The sequence below is a fragment of the Enterobacter sp. MGH85 genome (assembly GCF_001037655.1).
Classification (GTDB): Bacteria; Pseudomonadota; Gammaproteobacteria; order Enterobacterales; family Enterobacteriaceae; genus Enterobacter; species Enterobacter intestinihominis.
On the sequence record NZ_KQ089925.1, the window covers coordinates 2,350,738 to 2,374,428 of the forward strand.

The window sequence follows — 23,691 nt, forward strand, 5'->3', positions numbered from 1 at the left end:
AATGCCGACAGGACTACTGATAGAACTAAATGACGGCGGAAAGCGCATGGAGATAACTGCGGGCCTGCGATGCCCGTCGTTTGGGGCCAACTTTGACAGTGGCTACCAGAAAGCCAAGTACGCTGATGTTGCCGGTTATGTTTCCGGGGCGCAGGTGCTGTTTATCCCTCACGCGACGGCTTATCTTGATTCAGGGCTGCTTCATAAAATGAACTCGGTCACCATATCCGGTGGACGCGTGACGCAGAACTCCACGATGAAGGATGTAAGCATCAGTGAGCGTGAAAGCACGTACACGTTCCCCGGAAGCCTCTGGCAGATATTTCCGTCAGGCCAGCGTAGTGGGGTGGGACTGCTCATAAGCAACAGCACTGACTTCACCTCAATAACCAATGCCACGCAGTCAGGGCAGTGTATCTGGAAGGGGACCGTCAATGTCCCCACTGGCGGCTGGGCAGTTCCCACGATAGCGGGGTACGACAAGTCCAAATATATCGTCTTTGGGCGCTGCAATAGCGGTAACACAGTCGATTTCGATGGCAACACGGTCAGGTTCTTCAGCCCTCCATTCACCAACGATGATGCTCCGACGACCGGCACGATAGATATTGTCATCTTTGCCAGTGGCGTGGCGCCTCAGCCGGGCACCGGGCTCAACATCTTCAATGCAGCCGGGGCCTGCACGTTTTCGACGACAAAGCGGCCTTTCGTCTACCTCAACCAACTCTGGACGCCTTCGAAAAATGCCGTGAGCATCGGCAGCGGCTATGTTCCGCTGGGCAGGTTCGGGTTGATGGCTCACGAAGTAAATGGCATGTACGTGTATCGAATGTTCGGAATAAAAATACAGAACGGCAGTGCTTCAGTTCAGGGTGGGAAATATCTTGGGCGCGAGCGGTATGCAATTTTTGGTAATGACACGGTAACGCCACTGAACCTTCCCGTTCTTCCCGATATGTACGTCTGAATAAACTGTCTTTTTAATCAACCTCGCTCCGGCGGGGTTTTTTATTGCCTGGAGAAAATATGCTTTATAACACTGGCACCATCGCCATTAAAGGAAATACAGCCACCGGCACCGGCACGAACTGGGCGGCACCCGCCAGCCAGATTCGGGTTGGCCAGACGTTATTTGTTCTTTCTAACCCGGTACAGATGTTTCAGATCACGGCCATCAACAGTGCGACGTCACTGACGGTTACGCCTGCCGCGTCTCCGGCGTTGAGCGGCCAGAAGTACGGCATTCTTGTTACTGATAGTCTCTCGGTCGACGGCCTGGCGCAAAGCATGTCTCAGCTCATCAACGAGTATGACGAGAACATCGGCGCCTGGGAGACGTTCGCCACCACCTCAGCAAACCAGAACATCACCGTTACCATCAACGGCACCGCCGTAACTATCCCTGGCATTGGTAAACTGGCACAGAAAGGGAGCAACGGTGCGCTTGCTGTCGCAGACGGCGGAACCGGCGCAACGAATGATGCAGACGCTCGCACAAACCTCGGTTTGGGAAGCTCTGCAACAAAAAACACAGGAACAACGAGCGACAATGTCATGCAGCCCGGCATGTTTGGGCTTGGTCGTCCGGATGGGGCATTAATATTCAACACAACGAGCCAGGATGATCTTCTTACTGGATTGACAGGATATGGGCTTACAGTTCTTCGAAATAATGCACAGATACCAGAGCCATGGAATATATGGAACTATTCACCGACAATATTTGCCCGGACAGGTGATACGTATAGCCTTTTTTCAATGCCTTTTCAGTCATCTGGCAAAGTTCGTATTTTTGGTGGTGCAGCAGCAACTGGATGGAATCACAGCAGGATATTATACGATGATAAAAACACAGTCGTGGATAGCAATGGCTTTATAAAGCAGGCATCCCCGGTCGTCAAAATCTTCACTGATGGTAAGTATGAAACTAACGACGAATCAGAAGGCGTCACGGTGACTCGTCTGGATGTCGGGCAATATCTTATTGAAGGCTGTAAAGCACTCAATTCAGACGCTGCCTGGGGCGGTATCGACGGAGGATTTGAAATCCCCACAGACAGGAATAAGCAACCGCTCATATGGCTGGATTATGAGGTTAGCGCGGATGGTTCTGTGCTGGTGAAAACCTACCACCGAACTCACCCTGATGCGCCAGCATTTGCCAGGAATGAGCGTGATGGATTGGCAGATGGTGAGCCGGTTGACATCCCGGCTCACCAGTTCGTCAGCGTTCGTGTAGAAATGCCAGTTGATAGTATCTGGAATACAAAGCAACTGGCTGCAAAAAATGCTTTAGAAGACTCCATTGCATTATCAGCTGAACAAAAACAAGGCTCGTGAAGAAGAAGCCGCCGACCGCTATTACATATGACGGGCGGCGGCTGGTTGCTCAGTGTTCATGCCCGAGCAAACGTGGGGAATATTAACCGAGTAAAATTTAAAGGCCAACCTGGCGAACGGTAGGGAATTCAGATACAAGCCACATATCTGACTCTTCAAACATATCCTCCAGCATGCGGTTCAGCTTTTCCCGATCGCTTTTGCTGGCATCACTATTTAAGCCGTTCGCCTGCATCGGCTTCACCCTCACTTCAGCATCAGGGAAAATCTGGTTCACCCGCTTCGTCAGTTCGGCCAGAATGATCTCCCTGGCCCCTTCGAGCCCCTCTACATTTCGCTTGTCATAAACCAGTTCAACAAACATTATGTGCTCCATTGTTTACTGTTTGGATATACAGTATTTAAGCTTCAGAGCAATGCTGCGTCAAGTAAAGGTTTAAATCGGCTTGTGTACACATATGGGTACATAATAATTGGTTTGTTGGTGTTTATATTTAATAAAATCAGTTAATTGAATTTAATGTGCACTTTAACCATTTAACTAAGGGGACGAAGCGGCAAGAGTATAGCGTTATTTACACTTCTCGTTAAGCGCATTGCCGCCTGACTGGTCAAAGAGTCACCGTTCACGCCGATTTTTCGGCAGTTTTATCCTTTTTTTCCTGAGCCTTAAGTTCGGCCTTACGCTTGTTGGACATGTCGTTACGGATTTGCGCATGGCTCAGCAGTGCAAAGATAAAGGTTCCGCCACAAATGTTGCCTGCGAGAGTAGGCAGGGCGAACGGCCAGAAAAAGTCGCTCCAGTGGAGTGTGCCGTTAAATACCAGATAAAGGATTTCAACGGTCCCGACAACAATGTGCGTGGTATCGGCGAGTGCGATAAGCCAGGTCATCAGGATAATCACCACGATTTTCGCGCTGCCCGCTGACGGGAACATCCAGACCATAGTGGCGATGATCCAGCCGGAGATAATGGCATTAGAGAACATTTCAACCGGCGTATTTTTCATTACATCCATGCCAATCTTCACGAATGCGTCGCGGGTCGGTTCATCAAAGATTGGCATATACTCGAAGGCCCAGGCTGCAACGCCCGTACCGATCAGGTTCCCCAGCAGCACGACGCTCCACAGGCGCATCAGTAAACCAAAATTACCAAGGGTCGGATTTTGCATGACGGGCAGTACGGCAGTGACGGTGTTCTCCGTGAAAAGCTGCTGTCGCGCCATAATGACGATAATAAAGCCGAACGTGTAGCCTAAATTCTCCAGCAAAAAACCGCCCGGCACGCCTTCCAGTTGAACGTGAAATATACCTTTGGCGAGCAGAGAGGCACCCATCGACAGACCGGCTGCGATGGCCGACCACAGCAGGGCCATTGCGTCACGCTCCATCTCCTTTTCGCCATCCTGGCGAATATGCTCATGAATGGCCATGGCACGCGACGGCAGGCGATCCTCATCGACTTCTATCTCTTCTCCCCGGTCTTTCTCCTCACTTTCAATCTCATGTTCCTCATTGTTCTCGCCAATTTTTTCTTCGTTAATATCTTTCATAACTGCTCCTTCGGGGGTAATCGCTCATTTAAGCGTAGCGGCTTTTGGCGCCTTGCCCGTGGGGAAGCTCTTAAATTGCTGAAAATGGCAATAAAGGTGAGACATCTCTTTCAAAGCCAATATAAAATTGCCAGCGAAACGAATTCTTAAAGACAGGCTATGCTGAAATTAGCGTGATGACGCGAGCGGGTCGTCATTGTCCTCGTAGACATCGGTAAGCGTGCTGTTACAATCACTTGCACGTTTCAGGCGGAGCCTCACAGGCTCCGTCACAGATGGCATTCAACGATAGCCATATTGAACAGGGAGAAATATATGAAGCTTCGGCTGTCGGCGCTTGCGCTGGGCGTAACGATGCTTGTGGGCTGCGCCAGCTCTGGCGAGCAAACGGGACGCTCCGATCCTCTCGAAGGATTTAACCGTTCAATGTACAACTTTAACTATAATGTGCTGGATCCATATCTGGTTCGTCCGGTTGCCGTGGCATGGCGTGACTACGTTCCGCAGCCAGCGCGTAACGGGCTGAGCAACTTTACCAGTAACCTGGAAGAGCCAGCGGTGATGGTGAACTACTTCCTCCAGGGCGACCCGTATCAGGGGATGGTGCATTTCACCCGTTTCTTCCTGAACTCTCTGCTGGGTATGGGCGGCTTAATAGATGTCGCAGGCATGGCGAACCCGAAATTACAGCGTGAACAGCCGCATCGTTTCGGCAGTACACTGGGGCATTATGGCGTAGGTTATGGGCCGTATGTGCACCTGCCATTCTACGGCAGCTTTACCGTGCGTGATGATGGCGGCGATATGGTGGATACGCTGTATCCGGTGCTGTCATGGCTCACCTGGCCGCTGTCGATTGGTAAATGGACCGTGGAAGGGATTGAAACGCGTGCGCAACTGCTGGACTCTGACGGTCTGCTGCGTCAGTCTTCCGATCCGTACATCATGGTCCGCGAGGCCTATTTCCAGAACCATGACTTTATTGCCAACGGCGGTAAGCTGAAGCCGGAAGATAATCCGAACGCGAAAGCCATCGAGAACGAATTAAAAGATATCGATTCGGAATAAATAAAAAAGGTGAGCGATGCTCACCTTTTTTAATCGTGTTGGGATTAGAACGCGTAGTTGAAGTTGGTACCAAACAGCCAGGCTTTACCTTCAGAGGTAAACTCGTAAGGGCCTTCCTGGAAGGTCACTTTCTGTCCATGCATGTACGACACGCCCGCGTCGATAGAGGCATTCTCGTTGAACGCGTAGGTTGCCCCCGCACTTACCCAGAAACGGTCCTGATCCGGAATGGAGATAGAACGCTTATCTGCCGGTACCGGACTGTCATCAAATGCCACGCCGGTACGGAACGTCCAGTTGTCATCCATATAATAGGTCGTACCAAGTGCGATACGGTAAGCATCGTGGAAGCTTTCGTCTTTATAGAACAGCGTCTGGCCGTTGCTGCCGGTGGCTTTCAGCTCCTGGAACTGGCTCCAGCTGGTATACGCGAGGCTATAGTGAATAGCCCACTGCGGCGCAACGCGGTTATAACCTGACACTTCCCACATTTCTGGCAGATGCAGTGACAGTGAACCCGGTACGGTTTGATTCGAGGTACCCCATGGAATGGTGGTGCCTGCGCCCGGTACCATACCGTTGACTGGGCTCAGGATGCCGCTTTTGTAATCGCCATCGAAGTCAATCTTCACTTCTGAGCGGTAGGTCAGACCCCAGCGGTTGTTTTTATCCAGTTCATACAGGATACCGGCGTTCCAGCCGTAACCCCACTCGTCACCTTTCAGGCTGGCAATTTTATTGCTGTTTTTCGGCAGCGCAGCAGTTTGCTCCCCGGAATAACGCTCGATTTTTGCATCAGCGTAGACAGCATCAAAGCCCAGACCAAAGCTCCAGTTATCGTTCAGACGATATGCGCCGCTCAGGTTGAGGTTCAGGGTCGTCAGGTCGGTTTTACCGCCGTATTCCCCGGCCGGATAGTTGTTATTGAACTCCGTTGCCAGGCCATAGTTAGAAGTGACAGAGGCCCCCCAACCAAACTGTTCATTGATTGGCGCAACAAAGTGCAGGTTAGGCACCCACGCGGTCGGCGCAATGTTATCCGCCTTCAGATCTGCGCCGGTATACTGAGATTTGCCAGAAATGTTGACATCAGGATCGATGTAAACCGCACCGGCAGAGAAGGTAGGGCGATCAAACATCATGATAAGCGCCGGGTTACGGCTTGCGTTGCCTGCGTCATCGGCAATCGCACCTTCCCCGGAATACGCACGGCCAAGGCCAGAGGAAGAAAATTCGTTTAACTGGAAGCCCGCTGACCAGGCGGACGTTGAGACGATTGCCACTGCAACTGCTAAAGCAGTTTGTTTGAACAGGGTTTTCTGGCTCATGACCATAACCTCATTGAGTTATTTTTATTCAATAATTGTTACATACCGTAACAGGAGCGCGAAGTGTAGGGTCTGAGGTATGACATACAAATCAGACCAGTGGCGAGAGTATAGGTCTGACCAGCTGGGATGTTGCAAGTTTGTTTATTAATATTTTCAAACATGTTTCATGAAACGAGATCTGGTTGGCAAAATTGTGACCACTACGATTCATCCGAAAAGGTGAATTTTGTTTTAGATCATTTTTTAGTGTGATATTGCTCACTTATCCGGTTTTGCGCCATTAACGGCTGGAGGGGGCTCGTCCGGGGGCGTAAAATAGTCGCATCGTGTTTATCTCGCGCGCTGCGCGAATACAGAGGAAATTGAGCTATGAGTAAATGCAGTGCTGATGAAACCCCGGTTTGCTGCTGTATGGATGTTGGCACCATTATGGACAACACCGATTGCACCGCCTCTTACAGCCGCGTATTCCCTAACCGCGCTGAAGCGGAAGAGACGCTGGCCGCGCTGAGCAAGCGTGCGCGTGAAGTCGAATCCGATCCATGTGAAATCAAATCTACCTTCACGGAAGTGGAAGGCGGCGTACAGCTGGATATCGACTTTGTGTTCGCCTGCGAGGCAGAAACGCTGATCTTCCAGCTGGGCCTGCGTTAATTCCTGCGGTCTGGTGCCCTCACCCCAACCCTCTCCCACGGGAGAGGGCGCAAACACTAAAAACGGTAACCCACGGGTTACCGTTTTGCTTTTACCCTGGGCATTTTCTTTTTCTTCTCTGTGCCTTAGCTCGCAATTTTTCGCTTCCCCGATTGGCTCAATGTAAAAAAATAGTTAAGACTATTATCAGGTCAGACCACTTAACGTGCGCGCAAAATTTTTTTACAGGGGAGTGTTATGAGTCAGGCATTACCGCTTATCACCCGACACGGTGACCGCATTGCCATTGTCAGCGGGTTACGTACGCCGTTTGCACGTCAGGCAACCGCGTTTCACGGTATACCGGCTGTCGATCTGGGAAAAATGGTGGTGGGGGAGATGCTGGCTCGCAGCGAGATCCCGCCAGAGGTTATTGAGCAACTGGTTTTCGGCCAGGTGGTACAGATGCCGGAAGCACCCAATATCGCGCGTGAAATCGTGCTGGGTGCCGGCATGAATGTTCATACCGACGCCTACAGCGTCAGCCGCGCCTGCGCCACAAGTTTCCAGGCGGTGGCGAACGTGGCGGAAAGCCTGATGGCGGGGACCATTCGCGCGGGGATCGCCGGCGGCGCGGATTCCTCCTCCGTGCTGCCCATCGGCGTCAGCAAACAGCTGGCCCGCATCCTCGTGGATGCCAACAAAGCTCGCACTACCGGTGCAAAGCTTAAACTCTTCTCGCGTTTACGCCTGCGCGACCTCATGCCCGTGCCACCTGCCGTTGCTGAATACTCCACCGGCCTGCGCATGGGCGATACAGCCGAGCAGATGGCAAAAACCTATGGTATTACCCGCGAACAGCAGGATGCGCTGGCGCATCGCTCGCATCAGCTGGCAGCGAAAGCCTGGTCGGAGGGCAAACTGACCAACGAAGTGATGACCGCCTATGTACCGCCTTACCGGGAACCGCTCGCGGAAGATAACAACATTCGCGGCACCTCAACCCTGGCAGATTACGCAAAACTGCGCCCGGCCTTTGACCGTAAACATGGCACCGTTACGGCGGCCAACAGTACGCCGCTGACGGACGGTGCCGCCGCCGTGATCCTGATGACGGAATCCCGGGCGAAAGAGCTGGGCATCACACCGCTGGGCTATTTGCGCAGCTACGCCTTTACCGCCATCGATGTCTGGCAGGACATGCTGCTCGGACCGGCCTGGTCCACGCCGCTGGCGCTGGAGCGCGCGGGGCTAACGCTCTCCGATCTCACGTTAATTGATATGCACGAAGCCTTTGCCGCACAAACGCTGGCAAACGTGCAGCTTATGGCGAGCGAACGTTTTGCCCGCGACGTGCTGGGCCGCGCACATGCCACAGGCGAAGTGGATCAAAGTAAATTCAATGTGCTGGGTGGCTCCATTGCTTACGGTCATCCGTTTGCAGCGACCGGGGCGAGAATGATCACCCAGACGTTGCACGAACTGCGTCGCCGTGGCGGCGGCTTTGGTCTCGTCACCGCCTGTGCGGCGGGCGGCCTGGGCGCAGCAATGGTTCTGGAGGCTGAATAATGGAAACGACATCTGCATTTAACCTTGCTGTTCGCCTTGATAACGTGGCCGTTATCACCATTGATGTGCCCGACGAAAAAATGAATACCCTGAAGGCGGAGTTCGGCGTTCAGGTGCGTGCGATGCTCAGACAGATCCGCGAAAACAAAGCGATACGTGGCCTGGTATTTATCTCGGCAAAGCCGGATAACTTTATTGCCGGGGCCGATATCAACATGATTGCCCGGGCGACAAGCGCTCAGGAAGCAGAAGATCTGGCGCGTCAGGGGCAGCAGGTGATGGCGGAGATCCATGCGCTGTCGATACCCGTTGTCGCTGCGATCCACGGGGCTTGCCTGGGCGGCGGGCTTGAGCTGGCGCTGGCCTGCCACAGTCGCATCTGTACCGACGATGCGAAAACCGTACTCGGACTGCCTGAAGTACAGCTTGGATTGCTGCCCGGTTCAGGTGGCACGCAGCGCTTGCCGCGGCTGGTGGGCGTCAGTACTGCGCTGGAGATGATTTTAACCGGTAAACAGCTGCGCGCCCGTCAGGCGTTAAAGGCGGGTCTGGTTGATGAGGTCGTTCCGCACGCAATCTTGCTTGAGGCTGCCGTTGAGCGGGCGCTGAAAGGTCGTCAGGCGAAACGCCCCCTGCCGGTGCGTGAGCGTATCCTCGCCGGGCCGCTGGGGCGCACGCTGCTGTTTAATATGGTGGGTAAAAAAACCGAGCAAAAAACCAGAGGGAACTATCCGGCAGCGACGCGCATTCTGAAGGTGATTGAAACCGGTTTATCCCAGGGCAGCAGCAGCGGTTATGCCGCGGAAGCGAAAGCGTTTGGCGAGCTGGCGATGACGCCGCAGTCGCAGGCGCTGCGCGGCATTTTCTTTGCCAGCACGGAGGTTAAAAAAGATCCGGGCAGTGAAGCTGAACCGGCTCCGCTGCGCGCCGTTGGGGTTCTGGGTGGTGGGCTGATGGGCGGAGGCATCGCGTTTGTCACCGCCAGCAAAGGCAAATTGCCCGTACGTATCAAAGATATCAATCCTCAGGGCATCAACCACGCGTTGCAGTACAGCTGGCAGAACCTTGATCGCAAAGTGAAACGCCGCCATATCAAGGCCAGCGATCGCGATAAAATCCTCGCGATGATCACTGGCGCCACCGACTACAGTGGGTTTGCACACCGCGATCTGGTGATTGAAGCCGTGTTCGAAGATCTGGCCCTTAAGCAGCAGATGGTAGCGGACGTTGAACAGCATTGCGCGCCGCACACCATTTTCGCGTCAAACACCTCGTCTTTGCCGATCGGCGACATCGCGGCGAAAGCCATGCGCCCGGAGCAGGTGATAGGGCTGCACTATTTCAGTCCTGTCGAAAAAATGCCGCTGGTGGAGGTTATCCCTCATGCCACAACCAGCCCGCAAACTATTGCCACCGTGGTGAAGCTGGCGAAAAAACAGGGCAAAACTCCTGTTGTGGTCGCGGACAAAGCCGGCTTCTACGTCAACCGCATTCTGGCGCCGTATATTAACGAAGCGATGCGGTTGCTGGCGGAAGGGGAGAAAATTGAGCACGTCGATGACGCCCTGGTGAAGTTTGGTTTCCCCGTCGGCCCAATCCAACTTTTGGATGAGGTAGGAATTGATACGGGGACTAAAATTATCCCTGTGCTGGAAGCGGCTTATGGCGATCGTTTTGCGCCGCCTGCAAACTTTGTTTCCGCAATTTTGAAGGACGATCGCAAAGGCAGAAAAAATGAACGCGGTTTCTATCTTTACGCCGCGAAAGGGCGTAAAAGCAAGAAACAGGTCGACCCTTCGGTTTATGCGCTTATTCCTGTCACGGGTCAGGGAAAACTGTCGGCGGTTCAGTGTGCTGAGCGCTGCGTGATGATGATGCTCAATGAAGCGGCGCGCTGCTTTGGTGAGCAGGTGATCAAAAGCGCGCGCGACGGCGACATCGGTGCCGTGTTTGGTATCGGTTTTCCGCCATTCCTTGGCGGCCCGTTCCGGTATATGGATACCCTCGGGGCGGGTGAAGTGGTTGCGATCCTGCAACGTCTGGCCTCGCAATACGGTCCACGGTTTACACCTTGTGACGAATTATTGCAGATGGCGGAACGGGGTCAGACATTCTGGCCCGCAAGGGAAACTGATTGCGTAAACTGAAGTCAAAGAAGGGTAAATCCTGAGGTGATGGAACCTGTTCTGGCGAAATTGTAAACAGAGATTGACTATACTTACGCCATTGAGGTAAAAAACAGCGTTTCATTCACCGAATGGATCAGGCACAATGCCCGGCCATCGGGTTTTCTACCTCAGAGCATTAATCGCGGGTAGTTAACGCCGGTGATTCTGGTTAACAAAAGCGGTGCAATATGCAAGTTTTTATCATGCGTCACGGCGACGCGGCACTCGATGCCGCCAGTGACTCAGTACGTCCTTTAACCGTTTGTGGCTGCGACGAATCCCGTCAGATGGCGACATGGCTTAAAGGTCAAAAAGTGGACATTGAACGCGTTCTGGTGAGTCCGTTCCTGCGGGCAGAACAGACGCTGGATGTGGTAGGGGAGTGTATGAACCTGCCATCCAGTGTGGATGTTCTCCCTGAACTCACGCCGTGTGGCGATGTTGGCCTTGTCAGTGCTTACCTTCAGGCGCTGTGCAACGAAGGTGTCGCTTCCGCACTGGTCATTTCCCACCTGCCGCTGGTCGGCTATCTGGTATCTGAGCTGTGCCCGGGCGAAACGCCGCCGATGTTCACAACGTCCGCCATTGCCAACGTCACCCTCGACGAAACCGGCAAAGGGGTCTTTAACTGGCAAATGAGTCCATGCAACCTGAAGATGGCTAAAGCCATCTGACGTGACGTGCGATATGGCGGGGTGCCGCGTGCCTCCCGCCATCCTGTCAGGGCAACTCTGGCGGCTGCCACTCCTCCACCTCAATCAATACCAGCAATGCGGCATCTCCGCCGTACTCTTTCGGTGCCTGATGAAAAGCCATCACGTGTGGATGCTGAGCCAGCCACAGCGGCGTCTGTTGTTTGAGAATATGTTTGCCGTGACCGTGCATCACGCAGGCGCAAAAAACATGCTCGCGTCGGCACGCCGCGATCAACGCCCCCAGCTCCTGCTTCGCCTGCATCTGGGTCAACCCATGCAGATCGAGGAACAGCTCCGGCGAGTAATCTCCCCGGCGTAATTTTTTCAGTTCAAAATGGCTGACGTCTTCGCGCACGTATTTCACCGCGCCCTGCGTATTTAGCAGCGGCTGAAACTCATCTGAAAAATAGTGGCTGTTATCGGCCTGCTCCTGAAGCAACCGTTTGACCGGAACCTCGCTGATTTTTTTACGCTGCGGGCGATGGACAATGGTGTCGTGCGTGATTTTACGCGTCCCGGTCATCAGCTGACGGAAGAGAGCCTGATCCTCCTCGCTGAGCGATGTTTTCTTTTTCATTCGTCATTCTCATCTCGTATTTCCGATAGTGTACCCGACTAAACGCATTTTTTAACCTCAAGCGACACGCGTCATTGCTGATTTATCGCCGTCTTCATGGCAAACTAGCCGCCGAAAATTATGCGAGCATGCCCTGGAGGAAAGAGTGGATAAAATTTTTGTCGATGAAGCAGTAAACGAGCTGCATACCATACAGGACATGTTGCGCTGGTCGGTTAGCCGCTTCAGCGCCGCCAATATCTGGTACGGTCACGGCACCGATAACCCGTGGGATGAGGCCGTCCAGCTGGTGCTGCCGTCACTCTATCTGCCGCTGGATATTCCGGAAGACATGCGCACCGCGCGCCTGACCTCCAGTGAAAAACACCGCATCGTTGAGCGCGTGATCCGTCGCGTGAACGAGCGTATTCCGGTGGCTTACCTGACCAACAAAGCCTGGTTCTGCGGCCATGAGTTCTATGTTGATGAGCGTGTGCTGGTGCCACGTTCGCCGATTGGCGAGCTGATCAACAACCACTTTGACGGCCTGATTAACCATCAGCCGCAGCACATACTTGATATGTGCACCGGCAGCGGCTGCATCGCGATTGCCTGCGCGTACGCCTTCCCGGAAGCGGAAGTGGACGCCGTCGATATCTCCACCGACGCGCTGGCCGTCACCGAACACAACATTGAAGAGCACGGCTTGATACATCACGTCACGCCTATCCGCTCTGACCTGTTCCGCGACCTGCCGACGCTGCAATACGACCTGATCGTCACCAATCCACCGTACGTGGATGCCGAAGACATGTCCGATCTGCCGAACGAGTACCGTCACGAGCCGGAGCTGGGCCTGGCGTCAGGCTCTGACGGGCTGAAGCTGACCCGCCGCATCCTGGCCTGCGCGCCGGATTATCTGACCGACGATGGCGTTCTGATTTGTGAAGTGGGTAACAGCATGGTACATCTGATAGAGCAGTACCCGGATGTGCCGTTCACCTGGCTTGAGTTCGACAACGGCGGTGACGGCGTCTTTATGCTGACCAAAACGCAACTGCTTGATGCACGCGAATACTTCAGCATTTACAAAGATTAATCCAGCGGGCTTCGGCCCGTTTCACAACGCTCAAACACAAACAACAACATCGGAGCCGTGATGGCAGGAAACAGTATTGGACAGGTATTCCGTGTGACCACCTTTGGCGAGTCGCACGGTCTGGCACTGGGTTGTATCGTTGATGGCGTCCCGCCAGGCATCGAACTGACCGAAGCCGATTTACAGCATGACCTTGACCGTCGTCGTCCGGGTACCTCTCGCTACACCACGCAGCGTCGCGAACCGGACCAGGTCAAAATTCTCTCCGGCGTTTTTGAAGGCCGTACCACCGGGACCAGCATTGGTCTGCTGATTGAAAACACCGATCAGCGCTCCCAGGACTACGGCGCGATTAAAGACGTCTTCCGTCCGGGCCACGCCGACTATACCTACGAACAAAAATATGGCTTTCGCGACTATCGCGGCGGCGGACGTTCTTCCGCGCGTGAAACCGCGATGCGCGTGGCGGCAGGTGCGATTGCCAAAAAATATCTCCAGCAGAAATTCGGCATCGTTATCCGCGGCTGTCTGACCCAGATGGGCGACATTCCGCTGGCAATCAAAGACTGGGATCAGGTAGAACTTAACCCGTTCTTCTGCGCCGATGCCGACAAGCTGGACGCGCTGGACGAGCTGATGCGTGGCCTGAAAAAAGAGGGCGACTCCATTGGTGCGAAAGTCACCGTGGTGGCCGACGGTGTGCCGGCTGGCTGGGGCGAGCCGGTATTTGACCGCCTCGACGCTGACATCGCCCACGCGCTGATGAGCATCAACGCGGTGAAAGGCGTTGAAATCGGCGACGGTTTTGACGTGGTTAAGCTTCGCGGCAGCCAGAACCGCGACGAAATCACGAAGGCGGGTTTCCAGAGCAACCATGCGGGCGGCATTCTGGGCGGCATCAGCAGCGGGCAGCAAATTATTGCCAATATCGCGCTGAAGCCAACGTCCAGCATTACCGTGCCGGGCCACACGATTAACCGCTCAGGCGATGAAGTAGAGATGATCACCAAAGGACGGCACGATCCATGCGTGGGGATCCGCGCGGTACCGATCGCAGAAGCGATGCTGGCGATCGTGCTGATGGATCACTTCCTGCGCCAGCGCGCGCAGAATGCGGATGTGACGACCACCATTCCACGCTGGTAACTATGAAAAAAACCGCAATCGCTCTGCTGGCGCTGCTGGCCAGTGGAGCAAGCCTGGCCGCCACGCCGTGGCAGAAAATCACCCACCCGGTAGCGGGAAGCGCGCAGTCCATTGGCGCTTTCTCCAACGGGTGTATCGTCGGCGCGCAGGAACTTCCGCTGCAGTCGGACACCTATCAGGTGATGCGCACCGACCAGCGCCGTTACTTCGGCCATCCTGACCTGGTACTGTTTATTCAGCGTCTTGGCAACCAGGTGCATAACCTGGGGCTGGGGACGATGCTGATTGGCGATATGGGGATGCCTGCAGGTGGTCGCTTCAACGGCGGTCACGCCAGCCACCAGACCGGACTGGATGTGGACATCTTCCTGCAACTGCCGAAAACACGCTGGAGCTCAGCGCAGCTGCTGAAACCGCAGGCGCTGGATCTGGTCTCGGCCGACGGTAAACGGGTCGTCGCCTCGCGCTGGTCGCCGGAAATTTCCAGCATGATTAAGCTGGCGGCAGAGGATAACGACGTCACACGGATCTTTGTTAACCCGGCCATCAAGCAGCAGCTTTGCCTGGATGCGGGAATGGATCGCGACTGGCTGCGTAAAGTGCGCCCGTGGTTCCAGCACCGGGCGCATATGCATGTTCGCCTGCGCTGCCCGACGAACAGCCTGGAATGTGAAGATCAGCCGCTGCCACCGCCTGGCGATGGTTGTGGTTACGAACTGCAAAGCTGGTTTGAACCGGCCAAGCCTGGAACCTCTAAGCCTGAGAAGAAGACACCGCCTCCGTTGCCGCCTTCCTGCCAGGCGCTACTGGATGAGCATGTACTTTAATGGATAATTTCGTCGATCTGTTTATGGTGTCACCGCTGCTGCTGGCGGTGCTCTTTTTTGTTGCGATGTTAGCCGGATTTATCGATGCCCTGGCGGGCGGTGGCGGGTTGCTCACCGTTCCGGCGCTGCTGGCGGCAGGCATGAGCCCTGCCCAGGCGCTTGCCACCAACAAACTCCAGGCATGCGGCGGTTCGCTCTCCTCATCACTCTACTTTGTTCGGCGCAAAGTGGTGAATCTTGCCGATCAGAAGCTCAATATCCTGATGACGTTTATTGGCTCGACGGCGGGCGCGCTGCTGGTCCAGCACGTACAGTCCGACATTCTGCGCCAGATCCTGCCGATTCTGGTTATCTGTATTGGCCTCTATTTCTTACTGATGCCAAAGCTCGGCGAGGAAGACCGGGCGCGGCGACTGCACGGCCTGCCGTTTGCGCTGATTGCCGGTGGCTGCGTCGGTTTTTACGACGGCTTCTTTGGTCCGGGAGCAGGCTCGTTTTACGCGCTGGCATTCGTGACGCTGGCCGGCTTCAACCTCGCCAAATCCACCGCCCACGCCAAAGTCCTCAACGCAACCTCCAACGTTGGCGGTCTGCTGCTGTTTATCATTGGCGGCAAGGTTATCTGGGCTACCGGATTTGTGATGATGGCGGGGCAGTTCTTGGGCGCGCGCGCAGGCTCGCGTCTGGTATTAAGCAAAGGGCAAAAGCTGATCCGCCCGATGATTGTTGTTGTCTCGGCGGTGATGAGCGCCAAACTTCTTTATGACAGCCATGGACAGGAGATCCTCACCTGGTTGGGGATGAACTAATGAACAGTACGCATAAATACGAACAGCTGATTGAGATCTTTGACAGCTGTTTTGCTGATGATTTTAATACCCGTCTGATTAAAGGCGACGACGAACCGATCTATCTTCCTGCTGATGACCAGGTTCCATACAACCGCATCGTCTTTGCCCACGGCTTTTACGCCAGCGGTTTGCACGAGATTTCGCACTGGTGCATCGCGGGGAAAGCGCGTCGCGAGCTGGTGGACTTTGGTTACTGGTACTGCCCGGACGGGCGCGACGCCGCCACCCAGGGGCAGTTCGAAGATGTGGAGGTGAAACCGCAGGCGCTGGAGTGGCTGTTCTGCGTGGCGGCGGGTTTCCCGTTCAACGTCAGCTGTGACAACCTTGAAGGCGACTTCGAGCCAGACCGTATCGTCTTCCAGCGCCGCGTGCATGCGCAGGTGATGGAATATCTTGAGAAAGGCATCCCGGAACGTCCGGCACGCCTGATCGAGGCTTTACAAAATTATTACCATACGCCGGAGATCACGGCGGAATGCTTCCCGTGGCCGGAAGATTTATAACAGAGGAAAGAAGATGATCGCAGAATTTGAATCACGCATTCTGGCGTTAATTGATGACATGGTGGAACACGCCAGCGATGATGAGCTGTTCGCCAGCGGTTATCTGCGTGGTCACCTGACGCTGGCGGTAGCCGCGCTGGAAGCCGGGGACGATCACTCTGCCGACGCCGTTCACGCGGAAGTTACTCGCAGCCTTGAAAAAGCCATTCTGGCCGGGGAACTGTCTCCACGCGACCAGTCTTTAGTGCTGGGCATGTGGGACAATTTGTTCCAGCAGGCTAAACGCTAAGTTGCCGCCTTCTCTTCCCTCTCCCTTTTGGGGAGAGGGCCAGGGTGAGGGCACCAGACCGCACCCTACTTAACCCTTTTCCCCTTCAGCAATTTCCGCACCCATAGTCGGTTCGGATTAAGCCCCGCGAGCGTTACCCTGTCCAGCGGAACCGGCTCATCGCTCATTTGCGCGGCTAGCACTTCAGCCAGCAATGGCGCAGAGCATAATCCCCGCGAGCCTAAGCCACCCAACATAAACAGTTCCGGATAAACGGGCGCACTTACCGCCGTTTCTTTGTTGTCTGTAAGATCCTGATAGACTTCAAGCGTGGCGTCATAGTCCGGCACGTTTCCCGCCATCGGCAGGTGATCGCGGGTCGCGCAGCGTACGCCGCAGCGCGCCTGACCCTCACTGACATCAACCTCTTTCGCCCACGACGCATTCGGGAAACAGTCGAGCAGGCGCTGGCGGTTTTGCTGCTGATCCGCTTCGCTGTACTGCATATCTGTTTCACCGCGATGATAGCTGGCACCGATGCAGTGATGGCCGTTGGACGGATTTTGCGGCGTCGCGTAGCCGTCGTAACACAGCACCTGACGCAGTTTGCTCAGTTCGGGCGCGGTCGGGATATGGCTCACCTGGCCGCCGACTGGATAAACCGGCAATGACGCTGTCTGGGTAAACTGAGTGATGTGATGTCCGTTGGCCAGTACAACGCTGGCATGCTGCGACGCTTTGCCGTCAGCAAAACGCAGTTCCCAGTGCGCAGTGCGACTAAGCGATTCAACCTTGTGGGCATAATGCACTGTCAACCCACGCGACTGCCCGAGGGCTATCGCCGCAGAAGTCAGTTCAGCCGGACACAGCCAGCCGCCGAGTGGATACTGAATTCCGCCGCAGCCGGTGTCGACGCCAGCGGTCTCAGCAACCTGCTGAGCCGTCACTGCATGGGCGATGGTTTCCGGCAGCCCCAGCGACAGCATTTGGGTGATTTTCTGCTGGCTCTTCTCATCCCAGCCCAACTGCGTCACACCGCACCAGTCGTGGTCGAACGCAACCGGCAGGCTATCGTAAAGGCGACGAGCAAACGTAAACGCAGCCGGGAAGAACTGGAACAGTGCTGGATCGTGTGAACTTAATAAGGGATAAAGCGCGCCCTGACGGTTGCCTGATGCACCCATCGCCGGTGCCTCGTCAGCGCAGTAGAGCGTCACCTGCCAGCCACGGTGCAGCAGAGCCAGTGAGAGCAGGGCGCTGGCAATACCTCCGCCCACAATGGCGACCTCACGCGACGCACTGGGGCGGCGAGCAAACCAGGGTGCCTGTGCCGGGATCGCCAGATCCTGCTCCATCACCCCCACCAGCATGTCGCGTTTGCGGCCAAAGCCTTTGGTTTTCCGCATGGTAAACCCCGCCTCCTGCAACCCACGGCGGACAAAGCCCGCCGAGGTGAAGGTGGCAAGCGTCGCGCCCGGGCGTGCCAGACGTGCCATTGCGCTGAACAGGTGCGGACTCCACATGTCAGGGTTTTTGGCGGGCGCAAAACCGTCCAGGAACCAGGCGTCCACTTTCTGATGCATTGAGTCATCGAGCTTATCGGTCAGGTCGTTAATGTCGCCAAGCCACAGGTCGAGCGTGACGCGTCCGTCGTCCAGAATCAGACGATGACAGCCGCCGATAGCCGGTGGCCACTGGGCCTGAAGCTGTTCCGCCCAGTGGGCAAGCTCCGGCCAGCGCTGATGGGCAAGCCGCAGATCGTGCGCGGTAAGCGGAAATTTTTCGAAACTGATGAAATGTAATCTTTGTAAGGTAGCCTCGGGGTGTGCAGCGCGAAACTGGTCGAAGGCCTGCCAGAGGGTCAAAAAATTCAGCCCGGTGCCGAAACCGCTCTCCGCGACGACAAACAGGCTGCGCGGATGCTCAGGGAAGCGGGTGCTGAGATGATTTCCTTCGAGGAAGACATAGCGCGTCTCTTCCAGTCCGTTATCATTAGAAAAGTAGACGTCATCAAAATCTCGGGAAACAGGTGTACCCTCAGCGTTGAATTCGAGGTTGGCAGGTTGTATGGCGTTTTGTTTCACGTAAGTTACTCGTCCGACAGGCAGTGGCACGATCTTAGCGATGTGAGCCCATCGGTGCAAATTTCCACAGAAAATCGCTGATCGGACTTGTTCGGCGTACAAGTGTACGCTATTGTGCGACTCGAAACTTTTTATAGTGCGACTTACAGAGGTATTGAATGAAACGTGCAGTGATTACTGGCCTGGGCATCGTTTCCAGCATCGGTAATAACCAGCAGGAAGTCCTGGCATCTCTGCGTGAAGGACGCTCCGGGATCACTTTCTCTGAAGAGTTTAAAGATTCTGGAATGCGTAGCCACGTATGGGGTAACGTTAAACTGGATACCACCGGTTTAATTGACCGTAAAGTGGTTCGTTTCATGAACGATGCCTCTATCTACGCCTATCTTTCCATGCAGGAAGCGATCATGGATTCTGGTCTGAGCGAAGACGCTTACCAGAACAACCCACGCGTGGGCCTGATTGCAGGCTCCGGCGGTTCCTCTAAAGCTCAGGTGTTCGGTGCTGACGCCATGCGCAGCCCGCGCGGCCTGAAAGCGGTTGGTCCATATGTTGTGACCAAAGCCATGGGTTCAGCGGTTTCCGCGTGCCTGGCAACGCCGTTCAAAATCCACGGTGTGAACTACTCCATCAGCTCCGCATGTGCGACCTCCGCACACTGTATCGGTAATGCGGTTGAGCAGATCCAGCTGGGCAAACAGGACATCGTATTTGCTGGCGGCGGCGAAGAGCTGGGCTGGGAAATGGCCTGTGAGTTCGACGCGATGGGCGCACTGTCCACCAAATACAACGAAACGCCAGACAAAGCATCCCGTACCTATGATGCACACCGCGACGGTTTTGTTATCGCTGGCGGCGGCGGTATGGTTGTGGTTGAAGAGCTGGAACACGCGCTGGCGCGTGGCGCGCACATCTACGCTGAGATCGTGGGCTACGGCGCAACGTCTGACGGCGCTGACATGGTTGCTCCATCCGGCGAAGGCGCGGTGCGCTGCATGAAGATGGCGATGCACGGCGTTGATACCCCAATCGACTACCTGAACTCTCACGGCACCTCAACGCCGGTAGGCGACGTGAAAGAGCTGGGTGCGATCCGTGAAGTGTTCGGCGACAACAGTCCGGCTATCTCTGCAACCAAAGCCATGACCGGTCACTCTCTGGGTGCGGCGGGTGTGCAGGAAGCGATCTACTCTCTGCTGATGCTGGAAAACGGTTTTATCGCGCCAAGCATCAACATCGACGAGATGGACGAGCAGGCGGCAGGCCTGAACATCGTGACCGAAACCACCGAACGTGAGCTGACGACCGTTATGTCCAACAGCTTCGGTTTCGGCGGCACCAACGCCACGCTGGTGATGCGTAAGCTGAAAGCGTAAGCGTTTGAAGATATAGTAGAAGGGAGCCACGCGGCTCCCTTTTTTTATGCCTGAACACGGAGTTATGCATGAAGGCTGTTACCCCTGAGAAGAGCGCTCCTTCCGGGAACCTTTCCCTTTTCCGCATCGCCTTTGCGGTGTTTCTGACCTACATGACCGTTGGTCTGCCGCTGCCGGTGATCCCCTTGTTCGTTCACCAGGAGCTGGGCTATGGCAACACCATGGTCGGTATTGCGGTGGGCATTCAGTTTTTAGCGACGGTTTTAACCCGGGGCTACGCCGGTCGCCTGGCGGATCAGCACGGCGCAAAACGCTCGGCGTTGCAGGGCATGTTTGCCTGCGGGCTGGCGGGGGGAGCCTGGCTGCTGGCGGCGCTGTTGCCGATAGATGCAGCGTATAAATTCGCGCTGCTGGTGGCGGGGCGCCTGATCCTCGGCTTTGGCGAAAGCCAGCTGCTGACCGGCACCCTGACCTGGGGAATGGGGCTGGTGGGACCTGCGCGTTCCGGAAAAGTGATGTCCTGGAACGGGATGGCGATTTACGGCGCGCTGGCGGCAGGCGCACCACTGGGGCTGCTGATCCACAGCCAGTTTGGTTTTGCGGCGTTGGCAGGCACCACCATGGTATTACCGCTGCTGGCGTGGGCGTTTAACGGTTCGGTGCGCAAGGTGCCCGCCCATAAAGGCGAGCGTCCTTCGCTGTGGAGCGTGGTGGGGCAAATCTGGCAACCGGGGCTTGGGCTGGCGCTTCAGGGGGTAGGCTTCGCGGTTATTTGTACCTTTGTCTCCCTCTATTTCATGAGCCGCGGCTGGGCGATGGCGGGCTTTACGCTGACGGCCTTTGGCGGCGCGTTTGTATTGATGCGCGTGCTGTTTGGCTGGATGCCGGATCGCTTTGGCGGCGTGAAGGTGGCGGTGGCGTCACTGGTCATTGAGACCGTGGGTCTGGTACTGCTCTGGCAGGCGCCGTCCGCATCCGTTGCGCTGCTGGGTGCGGCGTTAACCGGCTGCGGCTGCTCACTGATCTTCCCGGCGCTGGGCGTTGAAGTGGTTAAGCGCGTGGCTCCGCAGGTGCGCGGCACGGCGCTGGGCGGCTATGCGGCGTTTCAGGATATCTCTTACGGCATCACCGGGCCGCTGGCGGGGCTGCTTGCAACGTCGTTTGGCTATCCTTCCGTATTTCTCGCCGGTGCGGTGTCAGCGGTAGTGGGGATTGTGGTGACGCTGGTGGCGTTTCGCAGGTCGTAGTTTTTGCCCGGTGGCGCTCCGCTTACCGGGCCTACAACCGCGCGAACCGTAGGCCGGGTAAGGCGTAGCCGCCACCCGGCAGTTTTAAGAAACCAGCCAGAAAATCGCCAGCGCAATCAGCAACGCGATAAACATCAATCCCGGACGGGCAGAAAGCGTCTTGAACGTGTCAACAACGGGGGCAAACAGCGGGTTGTAGATCGGCTGAATGTTTCTTACCTCCGGCACGCCGCCTTCCCGCTCGGCGCGGCGAACGAAGATCTGATTCAGTAAATCCTGTACCTGCGCGGTGGTCAGCACGGTTTGCGGTGTCGCCTGCCAGCTCTGCTGGGCGTAATCCCGGATCATATCGAACTCGTGCGGTTCCAGCGGTTGTTTCAGTGCCGCCTGTACGCTGTGCAGGGTCGGAGCGCTCTGGGTGCTGAGCGTCTGACGCGCCTGGAGCCAGGTGACCAGATGGGTAAACTGTTTTGCCGGGATCATCTCGCCCGCTTTCACACCGGAAAGTTCCAGCATGGATTGCCAGATAAGCTTTGTCGGTTCGCCGGTGGCGGCAGCCAGCTTAGTGACCATCTGCTTGAGCGTATTATGCTCCGCAGGCTGCAATGGCCGTTCTGTAGACGGGCGCTGTTGCGGCTGCGGGATAGAAAGCTGATTGCTTTGCAGCAGGGTCAACACGGTTTTCAGCTGTTCCGGCGAAAGCTGGCTCAGGGCGGTATGACCGTATTGCTGACGGATAAAATCACTCACCGCCTGACGATTATTCCCCTGGCCCAACAGCTCGGTCAGCTGCGAGATAATCTGGCGGGTAGTATGTTGCTGCTGTGCGCTGGTAAGACGCTGGTTCAGGTTTTGTTCGGCGGCAGGGAAATGGCGCGACTGTAGCGGCGCATCGTTTCTGACGCCCAAATCGTGCTTAACGCCGGCCCATACCTCTGCGTTTTGCTGTGAGGTCAACGCAATAAGACGCGTGATAAGACGCTCCAGTACGGTGCGTTGCTGCGTGGAGAGCGGTTGTTCGCCTGGCGTGTTGGGCGTTACGGGGCCTTCACCCGGAGGGCGCGGAGGCGTACCTGAAATGGGCTGCATCGTCAAAAATCCTTAAAGTCAAACTCTGCGTAACCGGGCGGAGATATATGCCCGGCGGCGAGATTATGGCACACTTGGCAGGTTTACTTCCTCTCAAACAGGTACTCAGACGTGAAAATCCTCGTTGATGAAAATATGCCTTACGCCCGTGAGCTGTTCAGCCGCCTGGGTGAGGTTAAGGCTGTCCCTGGTCGCCCGATTCCGGTCAGCGAACTGGACGATGCAGACGCCCTGATGGTGCGCTCGGTGACCAAAGTAAATGAGGCGCTGCTCACCGGCAAAGGGGTTAAATTTGTCGGGACGGCAACGGCCGGGACCGATCATGTGGATGACCAGTGGCTTAAGCAGGCGGGGATTGGTTTTTCCGCGGCACCAGGCTGTAACGCCATTGCCGTCGTGGAATATGTATTCTCCTCGCTATTGATGCTGGCCGAGCGCGATGGTTTTGCGCTGAAAGACCGCACCGTCGGGATTGTGGGTGTGGGCAACGTGGGCGGACGTCTGCAAAAGCGTCTGGAAGCCTGGGGCATCCGCACTCTGCTGTGCGATCCGCCGCGTAAGGATAACGGCGATGAGGGCGATTTCCGCACGCTGGATGAGCTGGTCGACGAGTGCGACGTCATCACCTTCCATACGCCGCTCTTTAAAGAAGGGCCGTACAAGACTCTGCACCTGGCCGACGAAAAGCTGATCCGCCGTCTGAAGGCTGGCACTATTCTGATAAATGCCTGCCGGGGACCGGTGGTGGATAACGCGGCGCTGCTGACATGTCTCGACGAGGGTCAAGATCTTAGCGTCGTACTGGACGTCTGGGAGCCAGAGCCGGATCTCAACGTCGCATTGCTGAATAAGGTGGACGTGGGTACCGCGCATATCGCGGGTTATACCCTTGAAGGCAAAGCGCGTGGCACAACCCAGGTGTTTGAGGCTTACAGCGCCTTTATCGGCCATCCGCAGCAGGTAGCGCTGGATACGCTGCTGCCCGCCCCGGAATTTGGTCGCATTACCCTTCATGGACCGCTGGATGAGGCAACGCTGAAAAGACTGGTGCATTTGGTGTATGATGTGCGCCGCGATGACGCGCTGCTGCGTAAAGTGGCGGGTATTCCGGGTGAGTTTGACAAGCTGCGCAAAAATTACCTTGAGCGCCGCGAGTGGTCCTCCCTGTATGTGATGTGCGATGACGCCCCCGCGGCGGCGCTGTTGCATCAGCTGGGATTTAACGCCGTTCACCACCCGGCACGTTAATGTCTTCTTAATGCTCCCTGTCGGATATTCCGGCAGG

Annotated in this window: 22 protein-coding genes; 16 read left to right on the forward strand and 6 right to left on the reverse strand. The window is 55.8% G+C overall.

Going from position 1 to position 23,691, the window contains the following annotated elements; translation table 11 throughout:
* Position 1: 1 nt before the first annotated feature.
* On the forward strand, positions 2-967 hold the full coding sequence (locus tag SK51_RS11200; protein WP_048206711.1) for a DUF6453 family protein: 966 nt from the start codon (positions 2-4) through the stop codon (positions 965-967).
* Between the two features lie 59 nt (positions 968-1,026).
* Complete coding sequence (locus SK51_RS11205; protein ID WP_048206712.1) at positions 1,027-2,340, forward strand: phage tail fiber protein; 1,314 nt, start codon at positions 1,027-1,029, stop codon at positions 2,338-2,340.
* 97 nt (positions 2,341-2,437) lie between these two features.
* On the opposite strand, the gene SK51_RS11210 is transcribed toward SK51_RS11205, so the two are convergent.
* Both SK51_RS11210 and SK51_RS11215 read right to left on the reverse strand, forming a co-directional pair.
* The gene (locus SK51_RS11210; RefSeq protein ID WP_048206713.1) at positions 2,438-2,704 is read right to left on the reverse strand and encodes a DinI family protein; all 267 of its coding nucleotides are present in this window, start codon (positions 2,702-2,704) and stop codon (positions 2,438-2,440) included.
* A gap of 262 nt (positions 2,705-2,966) precedes the next feature.
* Positions 2,967-3,896 carry a formate/nitrite transporter family protein gene (locus SK51_RS11215; protein ID WP_022648872.1) on the reverse strand — a complete coding sequence of 310 codons (930 nt, stop codon included), beginning with the start codon at positions 3,894-3,896 and terminating at the stop codon, positions 2,967-2,969.
* Positions 3,897-4,211: 315 nt separating this feature from the next.
* Here SK51_RS11215 and mlaA point away from each other — a divergent pair, with 315 nt between their 5' ends.
* Complete coding sequence (mlaA, locus tag SK51_RS11220; RefSeq protein ID WP_022648871.1) at positions 4,212-4,964, forward strand: phospholipid-binding lipoprotein MlaA; 753 nt, start codon at positions 4,212-4,214, stop codon at positions 4,962-4,964.
* Positions 4,965-5,008: 44 nt separating this feature from the next.
* Here mlaA and fadL read toward each other — a convergent pair whose 3' ends face one another.
* Positions 5,009-6,292: a long-chain fatty acid transporter FadL gene (fadL, locus tag SK51_RS11225; protein WP_022648870.1), complete on the reverse strand. Its 1,284-nt coding sequence runs from the start codon at positions 6,290-6,292 to the stop codon at positions 5,009-5,011.
* A gap of 372 nt (positions 6,293-6,664) precedes the next feature.
* Between fadL and SK51_RS11230 the strand changes: the two genes are divergently transcribed.
* The 4 genes from SK51_RS11230 (at position 6,665) to sixA (ending at position 11,339) form a co-directional block, all read left to right on the forward strand.
* The gene (locus tag SK51_RS11230; protein ID WP_022648869.1) at positions 6,665-6,949 is read left to right on the forward strand and encodes a YfcZ/YiiS family protein; all 285 of its coding nucleotides are present in this window, start codon (positions 6,665-6,667) and stop codon (positions 6,947-6,949) included.
* Positions 6,950-7,186: 237 nt separating this feature from the next.
* A complete protein-coding gene (gene fadI, locus SK51_RS11235; protein ID WP_023306658.1) occupies positions 7,187-8,497 on the forward strand; it encodes an acetyl-CoA C-acyltransferase FadI in 1,311 nt (436 codons plus the stop codon).
* Positions 8,497-10,644 carry a fatty acid oxidation complex subunit alpha FadJ gene (gene fadJ, locus SK51_RS11240; RefSeq protein ID WP_023306657.1) on the forward strand — a complete coding sequence of 716 codons (2,148 nt, stop codon included), beginning with the start codon at positions 8,497-8,499 and terminating at the stop codon, positions 10,642-10,644. Before fadI ends, fadJ begins: the two co-directional genes overlap by 1 nt.
* A gap of 209 nt (positions 10,645-10,853) precedes the next feature.
* Complete coding sequence (sixA, locus tag SK51_RS11245) at positions 10,854-11,339, forward strand: phosphohistidine phosphatase SixA (RefSeq protein WP_003861375.1); 486 nt, start codon at positions 10,854-10,856, stop codon at positions 11,337-11,339.
* A gap of 46 nt (positions 11,340-11,385) precedes the next feature.
* Here the strand turns inward: sixA and smrB are convergent, their stop codons facing one another.
* Positions 11,386-11,937 (reverse strand): endonuclease SmrB, encoded by a 552-nt coding sequence (gene smrB, locus SK51_RS11250; RefSeq protein ID WP_022648866.1) that lies wholly within the window; start codon positions 11,935-11,937, stop codon positions 11,386-11,388.
* A gap of 145 nt (positions 11,938-12,082) precedes the next feature.
* Here smrB and prmB point away from each other — a divergent pair, with 145 nt between their 5' ends.
* From prmB to SK51_RS11280, 6 genes are read left to right on the forward strand one after another with little or no spacing between them, the layout of a single operon-like run.
* Complete coding sequence (gene prmB, locus SK51_RS11255; protein WP_022648865.1) at positions 12,083-13,015, forward strand: 50S ribosomal protein L3 N(5)-glutamine methyltransferase; 933 nt, start codon at positions 12,083-12,085, stop codon at positions 13,013-13,015.
* A gap of 60 nt (positions 13,016-13,075) precedes the next feature.
* Entirely contained in the window at positions 13,076-14,161 is a 1,086-nt protein-coding gene (aroC, locus tag SK51_RS11260; RefSeq protein WP_023306656.1) for a chorismate synthase, read from the forward strand.
* 2 nt (positions 14,162-14,163) lie between these two features.
* Positions 14,164-14,988 carry a penicillin-insensitive murein endopeptidase gene (gene mepA / locus SK51_RS11265; protein WP_032676153.1) on the forward strand — a complete coding sequence of 275 codons (825 nt, stop codon included), beginning with the start codon at positions 14,164-14,166 and terminating at the stop codon, positions 14,986-14,988.
* A complete protein-coding gene (locus SK51_RS11270) occupies positions 14,988-15,797 on the forward strand; it encodes a sulfite exporter TauE/SafE family protein (RefSeq protein ID WP_022648863.1) in 810 nt (269 codons plus the stop codon). Before mepA ends, SK51_RS11270 begins: the two co-directional genes overlap by 1 nt.
* On the forward strand, positions 15,797-16,342 hold the full coding sequence (locus SK51_RS11275; protein ID WP_022648862.1) for an elongation factor P hydroxylase: 546 nt from the start codon (positions 15,797-15,799) through the stop codon (positions 16,340-16,342). Before SK51_RS11270 ends, SK51_RS11275 begins: the two co-directional genes overlap by 1 nt.
* 13 nt (positions 16,343-16,355) lie before the next feature.
* Entirely contained in the window at positions 16,356-16,631 is a 276-nt protein-coding gene (locus SK51_RS11280; protein ID WP_022648861.1) for a YfcL family protein, read from the forward strand.
* Between the two features lie 65 nt (positions 16,632-16,696).
* Here the strand turns inward: SK51_RS11280 and mnmC are convergent, their stop codons facing one another.
* On the reverse strand, positions 16,697-18,694 hold the full coding sequence (gene mnmC / locus SK51_RS11285; protein WP_023306654.1) for a bifunctional tRNA (5-methylaminomethyl-2-thiouridine)(34)-methyltransferase MnmC2/FAD-dependent 5-carboxymethylaminomethyl-2-thiouridine(34) oxidoreductase MnmC1: 1,998 nt from the start codon (positions 18,692-18,694) through the stop codon (positions 16,697-16,699).
* 158 nt (positions 18,695-18,852) lie between these two features.
* Here mnmC and fabB point away from each other — a divergent pair, with 158 nt between their 5' ends.
* Together fabB and SK51_RS11295 are read left to right on the forward strand one after the other, a co-directional pair.
* Positions 18,853-20,070, forward strand: a complete 1,218-nt coding sequence (fabB, locus tag SK51_RS11290; protein WP_023306653.1) for a beta-ketoacyl-ACP synthase I — start codon at positions 18,853-18,855, stop codon at positions 20,068-20,070.
* Positions 20,071-20,138: 68 nt separating this feature from the next.
* Entirely contained in the window at positions 20,139-21,317 is a 1,179-nt protein-coding gene (locus SK51_RS11295) for an MFS transporter (protein ID WP_047353263.1), read from the forward strand.
* Positions 21,318-21,401: 84 nt separating this feature from the next.
* Here SK51_RS11295 and flk read toward each other — a convergent pair whose 3' ends face one another.
* A complete protein-coding gene (flk, locus tag SK51_RS11300) occupies positions 21,402-22,406 on the reverse strand; it encodes a flagella biosynthesis regulator Flk (RefSeq protein ID WP_023306651.1) in 1,005 nt (334 codons plus the stop codon).
* Positions 22,407-22,517: 111 nt separating this feature from the next.
* Between flk and pdxB the strand changes: the two genes are divergently transcribed.
* Positions 22,518-23,654, forward strand: a complete 1,137-nt coding sequence (pdxB, locus tag SK51_RS11305) for a 4-phosphoerythronate dehydrogenase PdxB (protein WP_023306650.1) — start codon at positions 22,518-22,520, stop codon at positions 23,652-23,654.
* Positions 23,655-23,691 lie beyond the last annotated feature (37 nt).

What these genes read in the sequence shown, in the direction of transcription:
- SK51_RS11200 (WP_048206711.1), top strand. Translation starts at nt 2, where the DNA reads ATGCCGACAGGACTACTGATAGAACTAAATGACGGCGGAAAGCGCATG.
- SK51_RS11205 (WP_048206712.1), top strand. Translation starts at nt 1,027, where the DNA reads ATGCTTTATAACACTGGCACCATCGCCATTAAAGGAAATACAGCCACC.
- SK51_RS11210 (WP_048206713.1), bottom strand. Translation starts at nt 2,704, where the DNA reads ATGTTTGTTGAACTGGTTTATGACAAGCGAAATGTAGAGGGGCTCGAA.
- SK51_RS11215 (WP_022648872.1), bottom strand. Translation starts at nt 3,896, where the DNA reads ATGAAAGATATTAACGAAGAAAAAATTGGCGAGAACAATGAGGAACAT.
- mlaA (WP_022648871.1), top strand. Translation starts at nt 4,212, where the DNA reads ATGAAGCTTCGGCTGTCGGCGCTTGCGCTGGGCGTAACGATGCTTGTG.
- fadL (WP_022648870.1), bottom strand. Translation starts at nt 6,292, where the DNA reads ATGAGCCAGAAAACCCTGTTCAAACAAACTGCTTTAGCAGTTGCAGTG.
- SK51_RS11230 (WP_022648869.1), top strand. Translation starts at nt 6,665, where the DNA reads ATGAGTAAATGCAGTGCTGATGAAACCCCGGTTTGCTGCTGTATGGAT.
- fadI (WP_023306658.1), top strand. Translation starts at nt 7,187, where the DNA reads ATGAGTCAGGCATTACCGCTTATCACCCGACACGGTGACCGCATTGCC.
- fadJ (WP_023306657.1), top strand. Translation starts at nt 8,497, where the DNA reads ATGGAAACGACATCTGCATTTAACCTTGCTGTTCGCCTTGATAACGTG.
- sixA (WP_003861375.1), top strand. Translation starts at nt 10,854, where the DNA reads ATGCAAGTTTTTATCATGCGTCACGGCGACGCGGCACTCGATGCCGCC.
- smrB (WP_022648866.1), bottom strand. Translation starts at nt 11,937, where the DNA reads ATGAAAAAGAAAACATCGCTCAGCGAGGAGGATCAGGCTCTCTTCCGT.
- aroC (WP_023306656.1), top strand. Translation starts at nt 13,076, where the DNA reads ATGGCAGGAAACAGTATTGGACAGGTATTCCGTGTGACCACCTTTGGC.
- mepA (WP_032676153.1), top strand. Translation starts at nt 14,164, where the DNA reads ATGAAAAAAACCGCAATCGCTCTGCTGGCGCTGCTGGCCAGTGGAGCA.
- SK51_RS11270 (WP_022648863.1), top strand. Translation starts at nt 14,988, where the DNA reads ATGGATAATTTCGTCGATCTGTTTATGGTGTCACCGCTGCTGCTGGCG.
- SK51_RS11275 (WP_022648862.1), top strand. Translation starts at nt 15,797, where the DNA reads ATGAACAGTACGCATAAATACGAACAGCTGATTGAGATCTTTGACAGC.
- SK51_RS11280 (WP_022648861.1), top strand. Translation starts at nt 16,356, where the DNA reads ATGATCGCAGAATTTGAATCACGCATTCTGGCGTTAATTGATGACATG.
- fabB (WP_023306653.1), top strand. Translation starts at nt 18,853, where the DNA reads ATGAAACGTGCAGTGATTACTGGCCTGGGCATCGTTTCCAGCATCGGT.
- SK51_RS11295 (WP_047353263.1), top strand. Translation starts at nt 20,139, where the DNA reads ATGAAGGCTGTTACCCCTGAGAAGAGCGCTCCTTCCGGGAACCTTTCC.
- flk (WP_023306651.1), bottom strand. Translation starts at nt 22,406, where the DNA reads ATGCAGCCCATTTCAGGTACGCCTCCGCGCCCTCCGGGTGAAGGCCCC.